The following is a 23,140-nucleotide window of genomic DNA, read 5'->3' on the forward strand; positions in this document are numbered from 1 at the left end:
GCGGGCATGGGCAAGAAGAAGCGGAAAATAGCAGAACCAGCACCGGTGGCAGGGCCGCTATTCGACGCGCACACGCACCTGGCCTCGTGCGGCGCGCGCACAGCCGACGAGATTGCTGCACTGATGGATCGCGCCGCAGCTGCCGGGGTGGAAGGCGTATGCACCGTCGGCGATGGCATGGCGGAGACCGAGCTCGCCGTCGCGGCCGCCGATCTGCACCCGCGGGTCTGGGCCGCAGCCGCAATTCACCCCACCAAAGCCGATCAGCTCACCGACGAGGCCAAAGCGCGCCTTACCGAGATGGCGCAGCACCCACGGGTGGTCGCCATCGGGGAAACCGGCCTGGACTGGTACTGGCTGGAGCGCGAAGAATCCACCGCCCCGGCAGAAGTGCAAAAACAAGCGCTGCGCTGGCATATGCAGTTAGCTGCCGACGTCGGCAAGCCGCTGATGATCCATAACCGCGAAGCCGATGAGGCACTGCTCGAGGAATTGGATGGTTATGACAACACGGTGATTCTGCATTGTTTCTCCTCCCCGTTTGCGGTGGCGGAGGAGGCGCTGCGGCGCGGATATGTGCTGTCGTTTACCGGCAATGTGACCTTTAAGCGCAATGATGAGCTGCGGCAGGCGGCAGCTGCGGCCGAGGCTGAGCAGTTGCTGGTGGAGACTGATGCGCCGTATATGACGCCCGAGCCGTACCGGGGCGCGAAGAATGAATCGACCTTTATTGGCTGGCAGGCGCGGTGTATCGCCGAGGTTCGGGGGGTGGCACCAGAGGAGATGGCGCGGCAGTTGACGGCGAATGCACAGCGCCTATACGAGATAAAATTGTGACCCATGTGACTGGTGTGTTTTAGCAGGTAAACGGGGTCGACAGCGGCGGTATCGTTACCGTATTGTCATGGAGAAACCGCGCCCCACCCCAAGGATTTTCTGCTGTGAGCATTCGCACTAAACGCACCATCAACCGCCGCAACTCCACCCCGTCCGCCCCCATGCGGTTCGGCGCGGCAAGCATGGTGCTGGCGATGGCCGCCGGCGGCACCGCTGTCGCCGCCAACCAGAAGCAGACCACCGTCGATATCGACGGCGAGATCTCGCAGGTCGCCACCATCTTCGGCTCGACCGACACAGTGCTCAACGCAGCCGGTGTGGACATTAACGACGATGACCAGGTGCTCACCAGCCCCGGCAAGATTGTGGTGCGCACCGCCAAGCCAGTCACCCTCACAGTCGACGGTAAAACCCGTGAGCTGACCACCAACGCCGCCACCGTCGACGAGCTCATCGGAGACCTGCCAGAGGTCAGCGAGGACGACGACGTCCGCGGCGGAAAGGGCGGCCAGCGCATCCCGGCCGATGGCATCACCTTGTCCATCACCACGGCGAAGGACATCACCTTCATCGATAAGGGCAAGGCCCGCAAGATCAGCATCTCCGCCGCCACCGTGGGTGATGTACTCAAGGCCCGCAATATCACGCTCGGCGAAGAAGACAGCGTCACCCCGAAGGCCTCCACCAAGGTCACCGACGGCATGACCATCGATGTCTCCCGCCTGGTTGAAACCACCCTCATCACGCAGGAACCGATTGCGCCGGGCGAAGAAGTCATCGAGGACCCGGACCTCTTTGAGGATGAGCGCGTCGTCGTCGACCCCGGCGAAGAAGGCGTGCGCAAGGTCACCTACACCGTGACCTCCCGCGACGGTAAGGAACTCTCCCGCAGCATCGTCAAGGAGCGGGAACTTTCCCCAGCCACCCGCGCGCTGGTCCGCCAGGGCACCAAGCCGCGCGTCGCCGCCCCCGCCGCGGGTTATGGCGTGTGGGATCAGCTCGCGCAGTGTGAGTCCGGCGGTAACTGGGCCATCGATAATGGCAATGGTTTCTCCGGCGGCCTGCAGTTCACCGACTCCACCTGGGCTGCCTATGGCGGCACCGAGTACGCACCGCGCGCCTCCCAGGCCAGCCGGGAACAGCAGATCGCGGTCGCCGAGCGCGTGCAGGCAGGCCAGGGTTGGGGTGCCTGGCCGGCATGTTCCGCCCAGCTCGGCCTGCGCTAATAGTGGTTGAGTACCTGGGCCCGGCCGATATCCGGGAGCTTGCCGACGAACTGGGCGTCACCCCCGCCAAAAAACTCGGCCAGAATTTCGTGCACGATTCCAATACCGTGCGCCGCATTGTCGACGCCGCGGTGTTAAGTAGCGACGATTACCCCGTCGAAGTCGGCCCTGGCCTGGGGTCACTGACCCTGGGGCTGCTCGATACCTGCGGCCGGGCCGCCGCAATTGAGATCGATCCGCGCCTGGCCGAGAAACTGCCCACCACCGTGGCGCAACGAGCACCCGGGGCCCAGCTGCACCTTATTGCTGGTGACGCGATGAATGTGCGTGCTCAGGATTTCCCCGAAGCGCCCACCGCACTTGTCGCCAACCTGCCCTATAACGTCTCTGTGCCAGTGCTGCTGCACCTGCTGGCGGAACTACCCAGCGTGCGCCGGGTACTGGTGATGGTCCAAGCCGAGGTCGCCGACCGGCTAGCCGCCGCGCCGGGATCGAAGATTTATGGCGTACCCAGCGTGAAAGCCAGCTACTACGGGCGGGTGCGCAATGCCGGCAATATTGGCCGCAATGTGTTCTGGCCGGTGCCGAATGTGGACTCCAAGCTTGTCCAGATCGACATTTTCGCCGAGCCCCGCGAAGTGCCCGCTAGTGAGGTGTGGCCCATCGTCGACGCCGCCTTCGCGCAGCGCCGCAAAACACTCCGGGCGGCCCTGGCCGGCCATTATGGCTCCGCGGCGGCAGCCGAAGAAGCGCTCCGGGCAGCCGGGATTGACCCCAAACTGCGCGGCGAGCGCCTCAGCGTTAATGACTACGTACGGCTAGCCAGCACGTCGCGCAATGAGGGACACAGCAGCTAACTCGTCCTTATGGGCGCTGAACGTGGAGCGCATATCCAGCACCCGCTTACGCGCCGCGGGATGTCGGATCAGGTTGCCCAGGATTGTTGCCACGCCCTTTACGCCCTCGTCGGCCAGCATCTGCTTCGGATTCAGCAGGCCCATCGGGGCAACCTTATGCGCGGTGACCTCAAAACCGTGCTCTTCGAAGAGCGCGATCCATTCCGCCACAGTCAGCGGGCGGGCATTGACACGAATCGATCGCGCCAACGCCTTGCGGAGATCGTCTTTGGTGCTTTCGGGCAGGTCATCTGGGGTCAACGCCAGTTCGTGAATGGCATAGCGGCCACCAGGGGCCAAAATGCGGGCGGCTTCTTCCAGGATTGCGCCCTTGGTTTTATCGCCCTGCATGGTGAGCATGGCCTCGCCGATAATCAGGTCGGCGCTAGCGTCGGCAAGCCCGGTGTCTTGAGCGCGGCCCTGCTTGATGACGCCCCGGTTGCCGACAACAGCGGCTGCCTGGCTGACCGCGTCGAGATCCTCATCAATACCGGTGTACGAGGCCGGATTGCGGTGCAGGATTTCCGCGGCGGTCACACCAAGTCCCGGGGCGAGTTCCACCACGCGGGCGCCGGGGATAGCGGCATTATCCACCATCCAATTCGACAAGGCCCTGCCACCTGGGCGGAGCACCTTCTTGCCGAGGGCGGCCAGCAGCCAATGCCCTTGTAGTTTGTCGAAGTCGCGGTCCCGTTTGCCCATATCAGGCCTCCTGTAAGTTAGGTAAGGCCAGTCTAATCCCTTGGTGGTGGCGTTTACACTGCAGATGTGACTATCGCCGCCGCCCCGCTCATGCTGCCGCTGCATATCGGCATGCGCGGCGATGACCTCACTATGGTGCTCACCCCGCTCAGTCAACGGGTGCAGGCGCAGGTGAGCGACGGCTCCGGGGTGCGGGTACACGGTTTCTACACCGACCCCAGCGATGTGGAACTGCTTGCCGACGTTGTCGCCGACCTCGGCCACGCCCATGTTGAGGTGACCATCCCGGTGCCGATGTGGGCCGGCCTGGGCGCGCGCGAGGCCGCTATTGCCGCGATTATTAAGGCCGTCGGGGCGCATCTGCGCACCAGCACGGAGGGGCTGGCGGAGAAATACCACGCCGGGCCGGCACTAAACGGGCGCACCCAACTCGTACACGGCAGTGTTACTGGTGAGATCGCCGAAGCGGCGGTGGTGCTCAGCCGCGGCCCGCTGCATTGGGCGATCTCGCTGGGCAATGAGTCTGTGCCGCTTGCCGACGTGGTCGCCACAACGCGACGCCTGCGGCAGCGCCATCATGTGCCCACTGCCGGCTGCCCGGATGCTCTGCTGCAAGCCCTGGCCGTCGGTGATGCGGAGGCCGCCGCGGCGGCAATGCACAATGATCTGGCCCCAGGGGTGATCACGCATATTCCGAGGCTGCGGCGGGTGCTGAGTCTCGGGGAGGGGGCCGGTATCGTATGCGGGGCAGGCAGCGCGGCAGCTTTTGCGCTCCCGAGCAGGGAACGCGCACTTGATGCCGCCGCCCAGCTAGCGACCACTGGCGCCGGGGCGTGGACTCTGGCCGCCGCACACGCGAAAGGACATGATGGCGAACCTGATCAATCTTGAGGCAGTCCATAAAGCATATGGGCTCAAAACCCTGCTCAACGGGGTGAGCCTGGGGGTTGATGAAGGCGACCGAGTCGGCGTGGTGGGCCTTAATGGTGGCGGTAAATCCACGCTGCTGAAAGTCCTGGCCGGGCTGGAGCCACCGGACAGTGGGCGAGTATCCCACCTCGGCGATATGCAGATGGCCTACGTGGCGCAGGACGCGGGACTGGACCCGAAGGCCACCGTTTTTGAATCCGTGATTGCACCGCTGGGGGTCGCCGAGCACGAATGGGCTGGTGATGCCCGGATTCGCAATGTGCTCGAAGGCCTGGGGATTAATGCGTTGGGGATGGATACCCCCGTCGGATCGCTATCTGGTGGTGAGCGTCGGCGGGTGAACCTCGGGGCAGCACTGGTGCGCGACCTGGACCTGCTGATTCTCGACGAGCCGACAAACCACCTCGATATTGAGGGAGTGCGGTGGCTGGCGGACCATATTCTGCAGCGCCGCTCGGCCCTTGTGGTGGTCACACACGACCGGTGGTTCCTGGACACAGTGGCCACCCGCACCTGGGAAGTCCACGACGGCACCGTGGATATGTACACCGGTGGCTATAACGACTGGACCTTCGCCCGGGCCGAACGCGCCCGGCAGGCCGACGCAGCCGAAGCCCGCCGGCAAAACCTTGCCCGTAAGGAATTGGCGTGGCTGCGGCGCGGCGCCCCGGCCCGCACCTCGAAGCCGCGGTACCGGATTGAAGCCGCCGAGGCACTCATCGCCGATGTGCCGCCGGTGCGCGACAAAGTGGAACTGACCGCATTCGCCAAAGCCCGGCAGGGCAAGCTGGTGATCGAACTTGAGGACGCGACCATTTCCGCCCCCGACGGCCGTGAGCTGGTGCACGACCTGACGTGGCGACTAAACCCGGGCGAACGCATCGGCTTAGTTGGGGTGAATGGTTCGGGAAAGACGACGCTGCTGCGCACCATCGCCGGGGAACACGAGCTGACCAAGGGGCGCCGTCGGGAAGGCACCACGGTACGGCTGGCGCAATTAAAGCAGGAACTCGATGACCTGCCCAAAGACATGCGCGTTATTGAAGCTGTGGAAGACGTGGCGCTGCGCATTCAGCTCGGAAAGAAGGAAATTTCGGCCTCCCAGCTGGCCGAACGCCTGGGATTCCCGGCGAAGCGACAGCGCACCTATGTCGGAGATTTATCTGGAGGCGAGCGGCGCCGACTGCAGCTGACCCGAGTGCTGATGAGTGAGCCGAATGTGTTGCTGCTCGATGAGCCGACCAATGATCTCGATATCGATACTCTGCAGGAACTTGAGGACCTACTCGACGGGTGGGCCGGGACGCTGGTGGTGATTAGCCACGACCGGTACCTCGTTGAGCGGGCGTGCGACTCGACCTGGGCACTCTTTGGTGACGGCACGTTGACCAACCTGCCCGGCGGGATTGATGAGTACCTTCAGCGGCGCCAATCCTTGCTGGCCAGCCCGACGAAAAAGAACAGCTCCGGGGGTGGCGGCGGTGATGCCGCGAAAGATCACCAGGTGCATAAGAAAATGCGCGCCCTAGAACGCGCCATCGAGAAGCTGGAAAAACGGGAAGCCCAGCTAGAGGCGAAGATGGCGGATATCTCTGCGGACCCGGCGACAATGGACACCGCCAAGCTCGCCGAGTTGGATAAGGAACTCGCCCAGGTGCGTGCAGAACGCGAAGAAACCGAGATGGAGTGGCTTGAGCTAGGGGTGTAGCTCGTGCTCGTGGGAGGAATGCCCCGGTTCCTCCAGCTGGATGGTGGAATGCTCGATCTCGAAGCGGTCATGCAGCATCTGCTGGATAGCGTCGAGCAGTCCGCAGTCGGTATTGCCATCGGCGGCGACATGGGCGGACAGTAATATTTCGGTGCCAGAGACAGACCACACATGCAGGTCGTGAACCTCGTCGACACCATCTATCTCCGCAATGGCAGAGCGCACCTCCTCGGTATCGATGCCCTCGGGGGTGCGTTCCATGAGGATGCCGACACATCGCCACAATAACTGCAGGCTGCGCGGGATAATGAGGCCAGCCAGAATGATGGAGACAATGCCGTCGATGGCAGTCCACCCGGTGAAGACAATGACTACACCAGAAATAATCACCGCCACCGACCCCAGGGCGTCGACCAAGACGTGCAGGTAGGCGCCGCGCACATTGACTGAGCCGGCAGCGGGCTTAGCCAATAGCATCATGCCGATCAGGTTGGCGACCAGGCCAACAACGGCGACAGTGATCATGGTGCCGGTATGGATATCGGCTGTTCCCGACGACAGTCGGCGCACCGCGCCAATGGCAATCACAACGCCGATCGCGAGCACCGTGATGGCATTGAGCAGCGCCGCGATGACCTCGGCCCGGCGCAGCCCAAAGGTGGATTCCGGGGTGGCTTTGCGGCGGCCGATGAATAAGGCGATCAAGGCCATCACGAGGCCCGCGGCGTCGGTAAGCATATGGCCGGCGTCGGCAAGCAATGCCAGGGAACCAGACAGCACGCCGCCGATGGCCTCAGCCAGGAAGATGATGAAGGTCAGGGTGACCACGGCGATAAGCCGCCGTGGGGAGTCCGGCACGTGGTGCTGGTGGTCATGGTGATCGTGCATAAGGCCCACCTTAATTGAAAACAAAAAGCCTGGCTAGCTGCGAAAATGCGATACGTTTTCAATAACGGGGATTAGTTGAACAAAGTGGCATCCAAAAAATGCGCAGCGCCGCCAACCTCAACCCGGCCAGTACGCGCAAAAGACGCCCACACCCGGCGAAGCTCCTGGCCATCGGCATGAACCGTGTCCCACGCACACCCCGTCGTCAGGCACGACTGGCGCCAGGTGCGCTCATCGCCGAAAAGCAACGGAAGATCACAGGTGTGGGTAGACCGAAAAATATTATTCGCAGCACCCCAATCCAGGTGGTACCGATAGCCATGACCGCCGACGGCAGCCCACGAAGCAGTGAACATCCGAATCCGGCCATACACCTTCAGCGTCCACAACCGAATCAACGCCTCATACGCGGTCTTACTGAACCTGCGCAGCCGCACCACCTCTTTGACACCATTCATAAATAGTGAAGCCTCGCGCGTAGTCCGGCCAATAAATAAATCCACCTCCGGGGCGCGCTGCCGCAAAACCTCATGCAGGTCCTCCTCCTTTGGCAGCGGAAACTCCCCATACACCAGACCAAAAGGCATCGACTGCTGCGGGCCCAGACCCTGCGCCGCCTCAATTGCGCGAAGCTCGGCGGCAAGCATTTCGGAGATCGGTGCGTCGGCAGGCGGAGGACCAGCAGCATCCCGCATCGCCTGCTGCATCGCCGCACGATTATGGATGAACAACAGTGGGGCGCTCTGCACAATCGCCCGCCGGAACAACCCCCGCGTGTCCTCAGCGGCAAGCAGGCCGACGACAGCGTCGGCACCAGCGGACTGGCCGAAAATAGTGACATTGTCCGGGTCGCCGCCGAAGCCCGCGATATTACGATGCACCCAACCAAGAGCGGCAATGATGTCGAGCAGGCCCAAATTGGCGGGAATGCCCCGGTCCGGATTGTTCATAAAACCGAAAACACCCAGCCGGTAGGTGATATTCACGACAATGACATTCTGCTCCTCGACAAGGCGACGAGGATCGAATACATCCTGGTCACCGCCACCAGAGCTATATGCGCCACCATGAATCCACACCAATACCGGCAGATCCTGGCCAGACTGCGGGGCAGTGATGGACAACCGCTGGCAGTTCTCATCCTGGGGCAGCGGCGTGGCAGTGGGGGCAATAAGCCGACTGACCTCAGACTGCGGCTGCTGCGGGCACACCGGCGCCGGGGCAGTGGCGTCAATACGGGCGGTGGAATCAGCAATAGGCTGCGGCGGCTGATACCGATCTGCTGTGGCATAAGGGATACCGCGGGCACGCACCACCGAACCCGCACGCTCACCAATAATCCGCCCAGCCGGACATAACCATTCGATTCCCATAGCTACATATTTCCATGGAGGTACGGCTCTGCCCAGGTGGAAATCACATCCGCGGCATGGGCAGCAGCACCATCGGCAGTCAGCAAATGATCCACACCATCCAGACTGACCAACGCCTTGGGGAAACGAGCCTGGGCGAAATTATCCACCGCATTCATAATGCCCACCACCTGATCAGTGGGCGTATGCAGCACCAATAACGGCAACCGGGTCTCCACCCGCGCCACCTTCGGCGCACCAATAGCCACCACAGCCTTGAGGGAATCAATATCTGGAGCCGCCTGAATAGCAGCAGCACCACCCAAGGAATGCCCCACCAATAAAGACGGGGCCCGGCCAGTCTCAGCCAAAAACGCAGCCGCCGCCCGAAGATCAGCAGTATTGCCATCCAGTGGATAAGGCGGGGCAGCGCCCTCAGAATCACCAACCCCGGTGAAATCGAACCGGAAAGTGGCATACCCATGCTCGACCAGGCGCTTACAGATCCGCGCCGCCGCAGGAGACTTACGGCCACAGGTATAGCAATGCCCGAATAACACCCAACCCCGAGGCGCACCATCAGGCAGATCGATTGTCGCCGCTAACTCGACCCCATCCGGGCCGGTAAATGTCAGGTGCTCACGGTTCATACGCGAGTTTGTCGAAGTCGCCACCACACGACGATAACGCCACCGACCACAACCAGGATCGCGGCCAGCGCCGCCCACGGCACCACCAGTCGCGCCGGGCCAACAGCAACCAACGGGTATGTCTGCCGCTCACCGACGTCATCGCGGTATGGCACAGACAACTCAGCCTGAGGCACCACACGCACCATCGGGGCAGTACGGGCAGTGGTATCCACAGTGACGCTGACCTGGTCGCCCGGCAATAACACCACATCATCGCGATGCCAACGAGCAGTAGAAAGACCGAAAATACCGTCCGCGGAGACATCAAGATCGCCGAACACCAGCAGCTGGCCATGATTGGTCACCGTGGCATCGAGCGCGGTGTGCTGCTTCGTCAACGGCCACCCACCACCGCCGCTGACCGAAAAATCCAGGTCATCGAATTCCAGTGAAGCACTGCGGGTACCCGGCACCCGCAGCAGCAACGGCACCAGCACACCATCAATATCCAGACCAGCGGCATAATCACCGGCCGAAGTATTACCCGGCACCGAGATATTGATCCGCACCGCATCGACAGTGGCGGTATCGATCTCTAGCCACCGGGAAGCGTCATAGGCTTTGGCCTCATGCGTGCGCGCTAGCTTGCCGTTATCACTGCTTAACGGGGTGATTGTGGCCTGCGGGGCGACGCCAGCGTCGGCAAGCTCCACTGTAAGCAAAGCCTGCTCACCAGGAGAAACCTGCTTCGCGATGAACTCGGACACCATAGTGTCCGCAGGGTGCGGATGAGCCGAAAGCGCAGCCGCCGACGGGGCAGCAATAAGACTCCACGCCATCAGCGCGCACACGAGGCGACGCATTAATTCACCTGACGGCCGCGGCCATCCCAGAACGTGCGGCGCAGCTCACGGCGCAAAATCTTGCCGGACGGGTTACGCGGAATGGAATCGATGATCTCCCAGCGAGTAGGCAGCTTGAAATTCGCCACATGCTGCTTGAGGAAAAGCAACAGTTCACGCGTGGTCGGCTCTTCGCCCAGCGCCGGTTCAATAAACGCCATCACTGCCTCACCCGTGGTGTCGTCCGGGATACCGATAACTGCGGCATCGGCGACCTTTGGGTGGCGAATGAGGACATTCTCAACCTCGGCGGGGAAAACATTCTCACCACCGACCAAGATGAGATCCTTAAACCGGTCATGGATGAAGAGGAATCCCTCCGCGTCCACATAACCGGCGTCACCAGTATGAATCCAGCCATCGATGAGGGTCTCGGCGGTGGCCTCAGGCAGATTCCAGTACTCCACCATGCGGTTCGGAGTGCGCAGCAGTACCTCGCCGACATTGCCCTGCGGGACTTCGTTGCCCTCCTTATCGACAATCCGGAGGCCGAAACCGGGGTACGGGCGGCCGGCGGCCTTCAATCGAGGAGAGCCGGCATAATGCTGGTCCGGCGGCAAACAGATAGCAGTATTACCGGTCTCAGTGAGCCCATAAATCTGGGAGAACTTAGCGCCAAAAATGCGAGTACAGGTCTCCAACACCGAATCACCGATCGGGGCGCCGCCGTAAATCACTCGGTTGACGGTGCTGAACTCCTCCGGGGTCACACCCGGCAGATGCGCAATAGCGCCCATCATGGCGGGAACGAAAATGGCGTGCGTAATACCGAATTTCCGGATTGCCGCACGCGCCTGCTCGGCACCCAAATCCGGCATAGAAAACACCGTCTGGCCAGCATTAAAAGTTTGGGTGGCGTACCACATGCCGCCGACGTGGAAACCAGGAATCGCCACCAGGCAAATATCGCCCTCATCCCAAGCGATCCAATCCTCGCCGGCCTCGCCCAAAGCATTACGCATGCCGAACCACGACCGATGTGCCAAGACCACGCCCTTGGGCAGGCCGGTGGTGCCCGAGGTGTAAATCTGCGCCATCGGGGTATCCGGGGTGGGCGTGAACAGTTCGGTGAGCGGCTCATGGCTATTGCGCCAGGCCTCCCACTCACCGGGAGAAGACACAATCTCGGTATGGCCGGTAGTTCCGCGCAGCGGGTGGTCGGCGTCGAGGAAAACCACCTCCGCGCCGGAATCGGAAAGAATATGGTCAACCTCTTCGGCAGTGAGCTTCCAGTTCACCGGCACCAACACCGCACCCAGGTGCACGCAGGCAAACATCACCTCCCAATAAGAGGGGTGTTCCTTGCCGATATAGGCCACCCGGGAGCCGTCGGTGACGCCACTATCGGCCAGGCCACGGGCCACGCGGGCGCTAGCGTCGGCAAGCTCCCGGTAGGACAACTGCGCGCCCGAGGGTGCCAGCACCGCAGGATGATCGGGTCGCTTCGCGGCGTGATAAGCCAGCGATTCGGACAAGGTGGTGAGCTCAGGTAAGTAAATCAACGGGGTGCACTTTCCGAGAAACCAATAGTTAGGCCCAGCTTAGTCGGAATGGGGCGCTATGCCAGCTCGCCCACAATCTCCCGAATCGCCTGCGGATCATTAAGCGGGGAAAGGTGATTGCCGGGAATACGCCGAATAGTCGGGGCCGGGTCCAGTGCAGACCAACGCTCCACCTGGATGGCATTATCGTCGGTAATGAAAATGGTGGTCTTATCCGGGACGCCGGTGAGTCGAATTCGGTTCTGAATACGAATCGCGTGCTCCCAGAAAATATCCTGCTGCGTGCGCACATCATGGCGCACCAAGCCCGCCGAATAAATCTCAGCATGCCGACGCATCCGCTGCGCCCAGCTCGATTGCTGGTCGGCGCGCTCACCCACAGCCACATCACCAACAGACTCACCAGGGGCCGGCAGCACAGTATCCAGCAGCACAATCCGGTCAACCTCCCGGCCAGACCGACGTAGCCGACGGGCGCACTCCATCGCAATATGACCGCCAAAGGAATGCCCAACCACACTCACCGGACCACTGGGCTGAATCCGGCGCAGATCACCCAGATGCCGACGGGCATGCAAACCCAACGTCGGATCAGCCAGACCACGGGAATGGAAACCATGCGCGTGGAAAGCCCACGCCGGCCGCCGACCAGAAAGCTGTGCGGCGATATGCAAAAAGGACACCGCCGATGCACCCGCCCCGGCGAAGAAGAAAACCGGGCGGCCAGTGCCAGTACCCAGGCGCGTGGTGGTCGGCGTGGAGCTGGCGAACTGCTTAGCGGCAGCATCATCAATCAGCTGCGCCAGCTCGGCGACGGTGGGGTCCCCGGTGAGCAGATCCGCGCCAATATCGCGACCCAAGATGCGCCGCAGGACCAGAAGGGTTTTCTCGGCTCCGAGAGAAGTGCCGCCCAGATCAGTGAACCGATCCGTGCGGGCAATGGGCTCGATTCCCAGAACCTGCGCCCAGGCTTGGGCGACGGCGTCTTCGACAGGGGTGCAGGGCAGCTCGAGATCTGGCATAGCAGCATGATAGCCAGCGACTAAGGTAGGAACGGTGCTGGTGACCAAACTTCGGCTGCAACGCCCCTCCGGGATGGCGATTGACTCGATAGCGCTGATGGTCTCCTCTGGGCTTAACGCCGTTATCGGCCTGCTGTACTGGATGGCGGCGACGCGGCTCTATCCCGTCGACGAGGTCGGGCGGGCCTCCACTCTGATCTCCGCGGGCATGATCTTGTCCTCGGCCTCCATCCTGGCCTTCGGGCAGATGCTGGAGCGCTTCCTGCCGGTCTGCGGGAGGCTGCGCCGACGGGTCATTATTGGCGTCACCCTCACTGTGCTGGGCTTGTCGGTGCTCATGACCAGCGGGTTCGTTGTCTTCTGGCCCACTGGTGCGCTGCTCACCGAAGCCTGGCAGGCCCCGGCATTCGTGGCCAGTGTCGCCGCGCTGACTATGTTCGCGCTCTACGACTCAGTGCTGGTGGGCCTCCATATGGGCCGCTGGGCGGCGGTGAAGAACATCACGCATGCGGTGGTGAAATTCGGTGCGGTCACGGCAATGGGTTTCTCCGCCTATGGGGCCAGCCACGCCGGTGAGACCATTATTGGTACGTGGGTGATTCCGGCCGCGCTGCTGGTGGCAGCAGCCCAGGTGCTGTTGATGCTGCAGGCGGGACGCAACCAGGCCAGCCACGTCGAACCCAGCCTGCCGCCTGTCAAAGAACTGGCCAGCTATTTTTTCACCTCCGTGGGCTGGATTATTGGCCAGGTGCTGCCCGGGCTTTTCGTGCCGCTGCTGGTGGCGCACACCCTTGGCCTGGAGCAGGCGGCGTATTTCAATATCGCCTGGATTGTGGTGTCTGCCTCGCTGATGCTGATGTCTATTATCGGCGGGCCATATGTGGCACAAGCCGCGCGCCCGGGGGCGGACTTGCAGGTAGCGACCCGGTCCATGATCCGGATCGTCGCTTTCGCCAGTGTGTTCCGGCTCATCGCGGTGGCGGCAATGGGCCCGGTGGCGCTGCTGTTCTACGGCGGTGACTACTTCGCCAATGGGTGGTCGCTGCTGGTGGTGATGGGCATTGCGCACTTCATTTCCGGCCCGGCTTTTATTTATGGCGCGCTGGCCAGGGTCTACCGGCAGATTCTGTACCCCATGGTGGTGCAGTTGCTCGGTGCGGTACTGCTGGTCGTTTTGGCCTGGTGGTGGCTGCCGAGCATGGGCATTATCGCCGTGGGGTGGGCCTATCTTGTGCATGACATCCTGGTGCTGCTCGCGGCCTCGGTGCCGCTGCGTGGACTGCTGCGGCGGAGCCTGCAATGAAACGAGTAGCGGTTTTCCGGGCCGAACTGCTGCCCGGCTCAGAGACATTCATTCGGGACCAGACCGACGCGATGACCTCCTGGCAGCCGATACTTATCGGCACCACCCGCGTTGACTCACCACTACTGCGCGGCGATGAACAGGTGCTCTATGGCCGCAGTCTGCGCGACCGGGTGGCATTGTGGCTCGCTGAACTCACCGGGGTGGCACCCCGCATCACCAGGGCGCTGCGGGACAGTGGCGCCCAGCTGGTACATGCCCATTTCCTCAAAGACGCCTGGTTAGTAACCCGTGCTTGCCGACGTGCCGGGCTGCCGCTGATAGTGACCTGTCATGGCTACGATGTGACCTCGCTGGCGCGGTCGCGCTGGTATCGCTTGCGCTCGCGGATAGTATTCGCCCAGGCAGCGCGAGTAATTGCGGTGTCCCGGTTTATTGCCGACCGGGCGTGGGCACTCGGCGCGCGGGACGTGCTGGTCAGCTATACCGGCGTGCAGCCACGGCCAGGGGTGGCCGGGGCGGGCGCCGATATTGTGTTTGTCGGCCGCCTCGTGGCGAAAAAGGGCGTGGCCGACCTGATTGAGGCCATGCGCCGGGTGGGTAATGTCTCGGCGCGGATCGTGGGCGATGGGCCGCTGCGCGCTGAATTGAAACGCCGCGCCGCTGGGCTGGACGTGGAATTTCTCGGTGCGCTGCCACCCCACCAGGTCGCCAATGAACTGGCCTCGGCGAAAATATTCGTTGGGCCCTCGCAGACGGCAGCCGATGGTAATGCCGAAGGATTCGGGCAGGTCTTTGTAGAGGCCGCTGTTGCTGGTCTGCCGGTGGTGGCCTACCGCCACGGGGGAGTGGTCGAAGCGGTCGCCGAGGGCGGAATCCTGGTGGAGCCGGGCGATATTACGGCCCTGGCAACAGCGATCCGGCGCCTGCTCGATGATCCGCAATTACGCCAAGAGATGGGCAGCGCGGGCCGTCGGCGGGCCTTGACACACTTCCATATGGATCACTGCACTCGGCGCGTGGAACGGATCTACGACGACGTGATCCGCACCCAATCGACCTCGAGGACATCGGAAGCGCCGCCGCCACCGTCACCAGGCACCTGAGCCTCCACCTGAATAGCCAGCCACATCGGCTCATCCGGCACCTCATCGCCGGTGACTTCGGCAAAAGTCGTGCCGTCATACGACCAGCGGACATAATCAGCGGTCCACTCAACCGCCCAGGTGGCGAACTGGGTGGCGTCCACGTCAAGAGAGAACTGGCGCTTATGGCGCTGGCCGTCGGCACGCCAATGCACAAAAGCCTCAGTCGTAGCCCGGTCGGCGGTGAAACTCTCGGCGAGATCAATCTCCGGCGGCCACATATCGGCTTGTGGCCACAACAACACGTGATAACTCAGCGTTGGGTGCGCAAGGGCGCGCATCCGCACTTCCCAACGGCCGTATTTATGGGCCTCACGCCACTGAGACACCGCGCCGGTGCGCCAATACTGGCCGTCGGGACTGCCAGACAGAATCAGGCGCGAATCCCGCACCCGCACCTCGGAGGGGTCCCACTGCACCTTCGCGTCGGAGGCCGGACGCCCGGTATAGGGCTCCCAGGAAGGACCCAGGCGGGAGCCGGAAAAATCATCAAAAAACACTTCTTTATTGGGACAGCTGGCAGCTATCCCCGTTAGTGCCAGCGCAGAACCGGCAAGCAAAGTGCGGCGACTAATCATGGCGCAACCACCAGACGCAGGATTCGATAAGCGGGCGTATATAGGCGCAGTGGGATGAGCACAACCTGCGCTAATGCGTGGATCGCGACAGAGCGCTGACCCCACCGCCATGTTTGCACAATGCCGCGCAGGCTCAGCTGTGGGCGCAGCACACGCTGCACCCGGCGGGCCTGCGCAGGCGGCCAATATTGATGCACCGGGGTGGCAATAGCCGGCACCAGGTAGAACCACGTGCGGAAACCAGCCGCGGTGTTCTTGCTGGGACGTAGCCGGGCGATAGCGGCCTCCGCGCAGGCCGCAGTGTTCATGAGCTGCGCATCAGTGCCCGAGGACACCGAACCGGGGCGCTCGAGATACCGGTAGCCAGTAATCGGGGCCAGCCGCAGCCGGTCAACACGTGCGATGGCGTCGAGTAGGAGCAGGAAATCATCCTGCGAAGACAACCGACGTCGAGTGCGCGGGCCAGTCACGGTGCTACGGCGGAACAGTTTGGTCCACAAATAGCCGCGGATCGTGCCATCGAGCACCGCATCGGGAATCTCAGCGCAGGTGAGGGTACGGGAAGTATCGCAACCATCGACCACAAACTCGCGGCCGCTGGCTTCTACCCGGGTGGCGCGGCAACACACCAGGTCCACCCCGTCGGATTCGGCGACCATCCGGGTGACCACATCCGGGTCCCACTCGTCGTCGGCATCGCAGAACCACACCCACTCGCCAGTTGCGGCAGCGATCCCAGCATCGCGGGCCAACGCGGGACCACTACGGGTATCCATCGTGATCACTCGAGCGGGCCCGAAATCCGCGGCGAGGGCGGCGCTGCCGTCGGTGCTGGCATCATCGACCAGGATGAACTCCAGGTCCGGGTAGTCCAAGGCGGCGAGTTGGGCGAGGGCGCCGGGCAGAAACTCCCGCGAATCCGCAAACGGCATGACGACGCTGACCCGGCTCACTGCAGTCCTTCCCGCAGCACCGCCTTGGCGGCATCCATCACCGGCTCATCAGAATCAGACAACACAATCGCGGCGGCTTTCCGACGCCGATCCACCAACATGGCGGTACTAAACCCGGTGACAGTGCCGGTCTTACCCAAGATGGGTCGGCCATCGACATTTGTCACCAAGAAACCATCATCAACATCGCCCTGATTGCGCGGCGGGCGAGTATTGGCCACATAACGGGCAAAACGGCCCAAGTCGACCAGAGTGGTCACCGCCCCACCAGCCGGGGCATACGCACCGGCACGCCACACCGCCGCCGGGGCGCCACCGTCGGTAAGCCCACGCGGAGGATTCAACGAATTCGCATTCGGCAACCAGGTATTGGTCATTTCCAAAGGCTGCAAAACCCGGGAGGAAAGCAACTGGTCAAAAGGCACATCGGCGGCCGCGCTCAGGGCATGCCCCAACAGGGCAATGCCGATATTGGAGTACTCAAAGCGGCCACGGGTATCCAACGGGTCGCGCCGGGCGCGGTCGAGCAACTCCGCATAACTGGCGCCCTGCCCGACCTCCTTGCCAACGACATGATCCTGCCACAGCTCACGCACCGGATTGTCGCTATCGGCACCCCATAAACCAAGCCCCGACTTATGCTCGGCCAGCTCCTGCAACGTCACATCAGCAACCGGGGCATCGCCTAGGGGCAATAAGGAACCGAGCTTCTGGGTGCGGCGGACCTCACCACGCTCAAGGGCATTGATATACAGCTGCGTAGTGAACAGCTTCGTCAACGAACCAGCCTGAAACTGGGTCGTGGCGGTGGTGTTGAACAAAGCCTGCCGGGAACCATTGCCATCGAGATACAGCACCGCGACCTCACGGCGCACCCCACCTAGCTGCGAGGAAGCCGCCGCGGCAATCTGCTGGTCGCCGCGAACATCGTCGGTAAGCGTAGGGCCAGGCGCGGCAACCACCGCACCAGCGACAGTAAGACCAGCTACCGCAAGGGCAGCAATAGTGGGCGTGAGTTTCATGACAACACCCCCAAGCGCACAATAAGCACCACAATCGCGGCGAGCGCAATGCCGACGATGATGCCGGTAAACAGTGGGCGGGAGCTAGCCAAAGTGACCGTGCGCTCAGCGCCGCCACGGGACTCCCGGTAGGCGACGGTGGCGAGATAGGCGCCCACGCTCACGCAAGCAAGGATGCCTGCGCCCCAGGTGATGAGGAAGCCGAGTACGTCCATCAGTTTCCTTCCGGGATCGCGGGCACTCCCGGATCCTCTGAAATCGGCAGATCAGAGCTGGTGATGCGCTCAAGGACAATCACATGATCACTGCGCCAGAACTCACGGTACTGCTTCGTGCGCACCAGGCGGCGTGCGATATCCGGGTACCAGTCCGCTGGCTGACCATTGACAATATGCTCATAAGCCTCGCGTGTGGTGGTGAGGAAAACATAGTCCGGGCGCTGCCGCATGAGGTTGGTGAAAGGCTCCGCATCCGGGTCATCCAAGGTAGACGGCTGACGTAGCTCACCGACCCGGTCAGTGCGCAGCGACCCCTCCAAAGCAAGTGGGCGGACCGTGGCACCCGAAGGGGCAATAGCCAACACCTCCCGCGCTGCGACCAACACATCGACTGGAGTGCGCTCGAAGAACACATTCACACCGCGGGCAGTCGCCCCAGCCACCCCGGACAGCAGGATGACAACCGCCAAAACCGGCACCGCCACCCGGTCAATGCGGGCCAAGGCGGTACGGATGGCATGGGCAGTCAACACAGCCAAGAACGGGCTGGCGTAGAGGAAGACCCGCAAAATGACCTCGCCGCCGTAACTCTGCCCAAAAACCAAGGCGATCGGGGCCGCCACCGGCACAGCCGCGGCAGCCAGCGGGAAACGACCCCGCAGCAACAGCCAGCCGACCGCGCCGCCGAGCGCGAAAAACGCCGACCAACCAATCCGCATGAGCTGCATGGCCGCATAAAGCTCATCGCCACGTACCCGATCGGATAGGCCAGAGGAGATGGCATTCTGCGGTTTACCGATACCGTCGATGAGAATCTGCAGGTGGCCGGTCCACCAGTCATAGGCGCCGAAAGCGAACCAGATGGCGAAAATAACGCCCACGCCGAACCACAAGGACCGATGCCGGGTGCGGCCCAATAACGACCAGGCCGCCAAGGCAGCGATAAGCGCGACCGGAGTGAGCTGGTGGTCAATAATCAGCGCGGTAGCCAGCAGAATCAGCAAGGCCTCAGCGGCGATGACATTATTCGCGCTCCACCCGTCGGGACGCGCCGGAGTGCGGCGCACCATCTGCCACAGCGTGCCCGGGGTGACCGACGTATGCGCCATCTCATGCAGCACAACCGCAGTAATCGCCAGGTAGAGCAATAAGGCCGCCGACTGCGGGGAAAAATAATCCTGCTGTCCCCAGTTGGCGGTAATGAATAACAGCGCCCCCAACCAGCCGGTAGCGGCCGAACCCGTCAAGGCCTTACCGATGGTGACAATGGCCGGCAGGTAACAGATTGTGATCACCGCCGGGTAGATCAGCGCCAGGCCAGAAGTGCTGGGCAAGCCCGCCCACGCGCCAACAACTGCGGTGGTGGTGAAGAACGCAGGCCAGGAAAAACGCGCATCAGTGCCCAGCAGCAAGGCGCCGCGATCAGCGATAGCGTCGGCAAAGCCCACATGCACATAACCGGTACCCATCACCGCACCACCATCGGCGATATTGACGGTGAGCGTGATGATGATCGCCAACACAGCACCAGTGGCGAATAACAACCAATGCTGCACCTTGCGCTGCACAAGGAATGCAGCAGTGCCAGCCAACACCACCAAAGCGGCGAAATACTGCCACGGCAATACGGAAATAATGCCGGCACCAGTAGCTGAATCAAGATCGAGGCGACGTACCGCCCACGCCCACAGCCCCAGGGCGATAAACAACGCAAGCAGCGGGAGCGCGGTACGCAGCGGCGGCGCCCACAGGCCGCGGCCAGGATTGCGGTTGAACCACGCCACCGCGGAGGCCGCACCGATCATGCCGACCACACCAGCCGTCGTCGGCGGAGACCACATATCGAGCAATACCTGGGCGACGCTGACGATCATCACCACCGCCACCGACACCGCCGGGGCAGTAGCGGCGAACAGGGCACGAGAATGCCCCACAGTCAACGCCGCGATACCCGTACCACCAGCGGTCAAAGCGCACACGCTGGCCAGCACCATGCCCAACTCACCACCCGGCGCAAGCCAGGCGAGGATAGGCAACAGCACAGAGGTGACACCGCCTAGGGCGACACCGGCGCGAACCAGTGGGTCAGGCCTCATGAATTCTCCGATCGAAGAGCAGAAACGGCGTCCTTAATACGTATGGCAAGCAATAACGGCCCGCCGGCTAAAAAACCACGAAGTTCAGTGCGCAGCAGCTCAGGCGGATAACCGGATTTCGTGCCCCGCATCCGGAACAATTGCAGCACCCCATCAGGAATGCCAATGAGAATACGCAGCCCATAGCGCGGGTCATCTACAGCGCAACGGGTAAGCGCGGCGGCCATGCCGGCACCATAGCCAAACATCTGGTCCTTCAACGCCGGGAACGTATCCCGGTGATGATGCCGGGCGCAGGCGGCGGGGACATACCCAATAGCGCCGCCGGCAAGAATGATGCGCCGAAACATATCGAGGTCCTCGCCACCCCGGGTGCCGCGGCCAGCGCCCAACTCCTCGGCGAACCCACCCAATTCGGCAAACACCTCGGCACGGAAGGCCATATTATTGCCCGACCCGAAACAACCAGCGGGGAAGGGGTACAGCGGCGGGACATCACGGTCCCCAAGGCGCCACACGCGGGCAGTAGTGCCCTTATCGAATCCGACGGCTTCTTCAAACCACCGGTGAATCTCAGTACTGGTGTCAAAAGCGACCGTGCGGCCAGTCACACAGACAATATCGTCGGCGGCGCCAAACCCACCGCAGAGCTGCGCAACCCAATCGGGGGCCACAATGGTGTCATCGTCAGTAAAAGCAATAATGCGGCCGCGGGCTGCGGAAATACCGACATTGCGGGCCCGGGACAGCCCACGAACCGGGGCGCGCACCACACGGACCCGCGGATCGGTGAAACTCAGGTCGCCGGCGGCGGAATTATCCACCACCACCAGCTCAAAATCGCCCTCATTAGACAGGATGGCGGCCACCGCGGCCGGCAGCGTATCAGCCCGATTATCGGTGCACAGCACCACCGACACCGCGCAGCTAGGGGCAGGGGAGTGGGGACTGCCCGCCCGGCCGGTGACATAACCCGCGCCCGTTGCCGCCACTACCCCAAGACTGCGGGCAGCCCGCACCCAGCCCACAGGGCCCGAACGCAGATGAGCACATAACGCACGCGGGATCGTGCTGGCCAGATGATCGTTTTCCGCGCCAGCGTCGGCATGCGCAGCCGAAAGCAACTGCGCCTTGGCGCGCCCCTCCGCGAAACTACGACGCAGGTAATACCGCCAGGTAGTGCGGCTGCGGGGCACAGCGTGATCCACAGCGAAAGCAGGCACCCGAATAATGCGTGCCGACGCATCCGCGGCCCGGATACGCATAAACAAGTCGGTTTCCTCAGCCCCACCAGCATTACCGCCAACCCGGCCGAAACCAGTGGCGAAGGGGCCGGCTGCCTCCAAGGCGGACCGGCGCACCGCCATAGCCGCACCAATCGGGTTGCGCAGCGGCGCGCCCGCACCGGGCATACCGGCATAATCGCAACCAATCACCCAATGGTGCTCGGCGGGTAGGAACCGCGCCGGGCGGTCGAAACGGGGGTACACGGCGCCACCGATACCGGTCACAGTGGGGTTAGCGAAAGCACCCCGGATTGCCTGCGCCCAGCCCGGGCGCGGCACCGCGTCATCGTCGATAAAGCAAATAATGGGGTTCTGGCCGGCGGAAACGCCCGTATTGCGGGCGTCGGAAAGCCCTGGGTTACCGGTATTTGCCGTGAGCGTCACCGGCTCGGTGCGCAGCGCCTGATGCAGCTGGGGGCTGTGATCGGTGACCACAATGACCTCGTCGTCGGGCTGCAACTCCGCCACGAGGGCATGCAGGCACTTCCGGATAAGCCGAAGCCGAGCGGGGTCGTGCACACACACGACCACATCGATTGCGCTCATACGTCCGGCTGCTCCGGTGGCGGCGGGCCCCACACCAGCGGGCGGGGACGAACCGAACGGGCGAGCGTGCGCAGGCGGCGGCCATGATGAGTCAGCCACTCATAAATAATCGAGCGCAATACGCGCTTGCCATCGCGCCATGCATGCAGATTCGAGGTGCCGTGGATGCGGTCATGCTCATAGCTGGCGACCTCGACAATACGAGCGCCGGCGGTGGCGGCGCGGCAGGCGAAAAGCGTCTCGATTTCGAAACCATCGCCCCATTCCTCCTGGCCGCGACTGCCCGGGTCCGGCAGCTCAAAACGCGGCACCATCTCCTTCGTGAAGGCGTTATAGCCATAACACAGGTCAGTGAAACTGGTGCCGAAAAGGATATTGGTCAGCAGCGTGAAGCCCCGGTTCCCCAATGAGCGCAGCACAGTGAGGTCCTTGGAACCGCCGGCGTGGAGATACCGGGAACCTTTGGCGAGATCCGCGCCATTGCGCAGCGGCTCAATAAAACTCGGGATCTCGTCAGGATCGGCGGACCCGTCGGCATCGAGCATCACCAAATACTCGCCGGTGGCTGCGGCGCACCCGCACAGCAAGGCATTGCCTTTACCGCGTCGGGTCTGGCAGATAACACGGGCGTGCGGCCACCGCGTTCCGACGACGGAGCGCGTGTGGTCGATATCAGAACCTTCGACAATGATGATGTCGTGTTCTGCGGGAATCCGGGGAAGCAGCTGCTCGAGATTCTCGGCCTCATTGACCGACGGAATGATGACGCTGATCCCCGACCGTGCAGTCGGGGAATCAGTCACCGGTTAACTTCCCCTGAAGCGATCTTCGCGGCTGCGTCCAGGCCTGCCTCGGGGGTGTTGACCAGGGCGAGGCGCACTTCGCCGCGTGCGCGGCCACCGTTATCGTCGGTGAACTCGATCTCGGTGCGCAGCTTGAGGATGCCGCGCTCCAGGCGGGTGGCGTCGAGCTCGACGACGCGGAATTCGGCCTGGAAACCGCGGGCGTTGATCGGGCGGGAGTAGCGCGAGTCGGCCTGCTGGATGAGCACGGCGGGCAGCTGGCGCTCCCAGTACTCGTCGATGGTCCAACCGTCGAAAATGGGGCTGTCCCCGGAATCGACTGCTGCCGCCAGGGAGAGGTACATCAGCTGGTTGTAGCAGATGATGAATTCGACGGCGTTGAAGTGGCCGGTGTCGTCGATATAGCAGGATTCGGGGATTTCGAAGGTGCCGCGGCTGATAATGCCGGCCGGGCCTGCCTCTTCTTTGATGCCGATGACGGGTGCGTCGGCGTGGGTCTGGACTTCTGCGGAACGCAGGTAGATACAGTCCTTGGCCCGGTAGGGGTCCATGCACTTGTGGAACAGGGCATCAGAATCGGTCAGCATAATCAG

Annotated in this window: 22 protein-coding genes; 7 read left to right on the forward strand and 15 right to left on the reverse strand. The window is 62.7% G+C overall.

The window, feature by feature from the left end:
- Positions 1 to 6 precede the first annotated feature (6 nt).
- The 3 genes from KRX51_RS06780 to rsmA all read left to right on the forward strand — a co-directional run bounded on the left by KRX51_RS06780 (position 7) and on the right by rsmA (position 2,920).
- The gene (locus tag KRX51_RS06780; protein ID WP_218362388.1) at positions 7 to 837 is read left to right on the forward strand and encodes a TatD family hydrolase; all 831 of its coding nucleotides are present in this window, start codon (positions 7 to 9) and stop codon (positions 835 to 837) included.
- 104 nt (positions 838 to 941) lie between these two features.
- Positions 942 to 2,063 carry a resuscitation-promoting factor gene (locus tag KRX51_RS06785; RefSeq protein WP_218362389.1) on the forward strand — a complete coding sequence of 374 codons (1,122 nt, stop codon included), beginning with the start codon at positions 942 to 944 and terminating at the stop codon, positions 2,061 to 2,063.
- Positions 2,036 to 2,920 (forward strand): 16S rRNA (adenine(1518)-N(6)/adenine(1519)-N(6))-dimethyltransferase RsmA, encoded by an 885-nt coding sequence (gene rsmA, locus KRX51_RS06790; RefSeq protein ID WP_218362390.1) that lies wholly within the window; start codon positions 2,036 to 2,038, stop codon positions 2,918 to 2,920. The genes KRX51_RS06785 and rsmA overlap by 28 nt, the downstream gene beginning before the upstream one ends.
- Here rsmA and KRX51_RS06795 read toward each other — a convergent pair.
- Positions 2,882 to 3,661 (reverse strand): class I SAM-dependent methyltransferase, encoded by a 780-nt coding sequence (locus KRX51_RS06795; protein ID WP_218362391.1) that lies wholly within the window; start codon positions 3,659 to 3,661, stop codon positions 2,882 to 2,884. The genes rsmA and KRX51_RS06795 overlap by 39 nt on opposite strands.
- A gap of 66 nt (positions 3,662 to 3,727) precedes the next feature.
- Here KRX51_RS06795 and KRX51_RS06800 point away from each other — a divergent pair, with 66 nt between their 5' ends.
- Positions 3,728 to 4,552 carry a hypothetical protein gene (locus tag KRX51_RS06800; protein ID WP_218362392.1) on the forward strand — a complete coding sequence of 275 codons (825 nt, stop codon included), beginning with the start codon at positions 3,728 to 3,730 and terminating at the stop codon, positions 4,550 to 4,552.
- Positions 4,530 to 6,299 (forward strand): ABC-F family ATP-binding cassette domain-containing protein, encoded by a 1,770-nt coding sequence (locus KRX51_RS06805; protein ID WP_218362591.1) that lies wholly within the window; start codon positions 4,530 to 4,532, stop codon positions 6,297 to 6,299. Before KRX51_RS06800 ends, KRX51_RS06805 begins: the two co-directional genes overlap by 23 nt.
- On the opposite strand, the gene KRX51_RS06810 is transcribed toward KRX51_RS06805, so the two are convergent.
- The 6 genes from KRX51_RS06810 to KRX51_RS06835 form a co-directional block, all read right to left on the reverse strand.
- Complete coding sequence (locus KRX51_RS06810) at positions 6,288 to 7,187, reverse strand: cation diffusion facilitator family transporter (protein WP_218362393.1); 900 nt, start codon at positions 7,185 to 7,187, stop codon at positions 6,288 to 6,290. The genes KRX51_RS06805 and KRX51_RS06810 overlap by 12 nt on opposite strands.
- Positions 7,188 to 7,258: 71 nt before the next feature.
- On the reverse strand, positions 7,259 to 8,560 hold the full coding sequence (locus KRX51_RS06815; protein ID WP_218362394.1) for a carboxylesterase family protein: 1,302 nt from the start codon (positions 8,558 to 8,560) through the stop codon (positions 7,259 to 7,261).
- 2 nt (positions 8,561 to 8,562) lie between these two features.
- Entirely contained in the window at positions 8,563 to 9,189 is a 627-nt protein-coding gene (locus tag KRX51_RS06820; protein ID WP_218362395.1) for an alpha/beta fold hydrolase, read from the reverse strand.
- Positions 9,186 to 10,034: a hypothetical protein gene (locus KRX51_RS06825; protein ID WP_218362396.1), complete on the reverse strand. Its 849-nt coding sequence runs from the start codon at positions 10,032 to 10,034 to the stop codon at positions 9,186 to 9,188. The genes KRX51_RS06820 and KRX51_RS06825 overlap by 4 nt, the downstream gene beginning before the upstream one ends.
- Positions 10,034 to 11,548, reverse strand: a complete 1,515-nt coding sequence (locus tag KRX51_RS06830) for a long-chain-fatty-acid--CoA ligase (protein WP_255549529.1) — start codon at positions 11,546 to 11,548, stop codon at positions 10,034 to 10,036. The genes KRX51_RS06825 and KRX51_RS06830 overlap by 1 nt, the downstream gene beginning before the upstream one ends.
- Positions 11,549 to 11,631: 83 nt before the next feature.
- Entirely contained in the window at positions 11,632 to 12,597 is a 966-nt protein-coding gene (locus KRX51_RS06835) for an alpha/beta fold hydrolase (protein ID WP_218362398.1), read from the reverse strand.
- A gap of 40 nt (positions 12,598 to 12,637) precedes the next feature.
- Here KRX51_RS06835 and KRX51_RS06840 point away from each other — a divergent pair, with 40 nt between their 5' ends.
- Positions 12,638 to 13,900, forward strand: coding sequence for a lipopolysaccharide biosynthesis protein (locus KRX51_RS06840; protein ID WP_218362399.1), 1,263 nt, complete (start codon positions 12,638 to 12,640; stop codon positions 13,898 to 13,900).
- Entirely contained in the window at positions 13,897 to 15,006 is a 1,110-nt protein-coding gene (locus tag KRX51_RS06845) for a glycosyltransferase (protein WP_218362400.1), read from the forward strand. The genes KRX51_RS06840 and KRX51_RS06845 overlap by 4 nt, the downstream gene beginning before the upstream one ends.
- Here KRX51_RS06845 and KRX51_RS06850 read toward each other — a convergent pair.
- From KRX51_RS06850 to KRX51_RS06885, 8 genes are read right to left on the reverse strand one after another with little or no spacing between them, the layout of a single operon-like run.
- Positions 14,931 to 15,623: a glycoside hydrolase family 16 protein gene (locus tag KRX51_RS06850; protein WP_218362401.1), complete on the reverse strand. Its 693-nt coding sequence runs from the start codon at positions 15,621 to 15,623 to the stop codon at positions 14,931 to 14,933. The two genes, KRX51_RS06845 and KRX51_RS06850, sit on opposite strands and share 76 nt — an antisense overlap.
- Entirely contained in the window at positions 15,620 to 16,576 is a 957-nt protein-coding gene (locus KRX51_RS06855; RefSeq protein ID WP_218362402.1) for a glycosyltransferase family 2 protein, read from the reverse strand. The genes KRX51_RS06850 and KRX51_RS06855 overlap by 4 nt, the downstream gene beginning before the upstream one ends.
- Positions 16,573 to 17,598: a serine hydrolase gene (locus KRX51_RS06860; protein WP_218362403.1), complete on the reverse strand. Its 1,026-nt coding sequence runs from the start codon at positions 17,596 to 17,598 to the stop codon at positions 16,573 to 16,575. The genes KRX51_RS06855 and KRX51_RS06860 overlap by 4 nt, the downstream gene beginning before the upstream one ends.
- A complete protein-coding gene (locus tag KRX51_RS06865) occupies positions 17,595 to 17,813 on the reverse strand; it encodes a hypothetical protein (protein ID WP_218362404.1) in 219 nt (72 codons plus the stop codon). The genes KRX51_RS06860 and KRX51_RS06865 overlap by 4 nt, the downstream gene beginning before the upstream one ends.
- On the reverse strand, positions 17,813 to 19,912 hold the full coding sequence (locus KRX51_RS06870; protein ID WP_218362405.1) for a hypothetical protein: 2,100 nt from the start codon (positions 19,910 to 19,912) through the stop codon (positions 17,813 to 17,815). The genes KRX51_RS06865 and KRX51_RS06870 overlap by 1 nt, the downstream gene beginning before the upstream one ends.
- The gene (locus tag KRX51_RS06875) at positions 19,909 to 21,744 is read right to left on the reverse strand and encodes a glycosyltransferase family 2 protein (RefSeq protein WP_218362406.1); all 1,836 of its coding nucleotides are present in this window, start codon (positions 21,742 to 21,744) and stop codon (positions 19,909 to 19,911) included. Before KRX51_RS06875 ends, KRX51_RS06870 begins: the two co-directional genes overlap by 4 nt.
- Complete coding sequence (locus KRX51_RS06880) at positions 21,741 to 22,547, reverse strand: glycosyltransferase family 2 protein (RefSeq protein ID WP_218362407.1); 807 nt, start codon at positions 22,545 to 22,547, stop codon at positions 21,741 to 21,743. Before KRX51_RS06880 ends, KRX51_RS06875 begins: the two co-directional genes overlap by 4 nt.
- Positions 22,544 to 23,134 carry an FcoT family thioesterase gene (locus tag KRX51_RS06885; RefSeq protein ID WP_218362408.1) on the reverse strand — a complete coding sequence of 197 codons (591 nt, stop codon included), beginning with the start codon at positions 23,132 to 23,134 and terminating at the stop codon, positions 22,544 to 22,546. Before KRX51_RS06885 ends, KRX51_RS06880 begins: the two co-directional genes overlap by 4 nt.
- Between the last annotated feature and the right edge of the window lie 6 nt (positions 23,135 to 23,140).

This window comes from Corynebacterium sp. TAE3-ERU12 (assembly GCF_019209905.1).
GTDB lineage: Bacteria > Actinomycetota > Actinomycetes > Mycobacteriales > Mycobacteriaceae > Corynebacterium.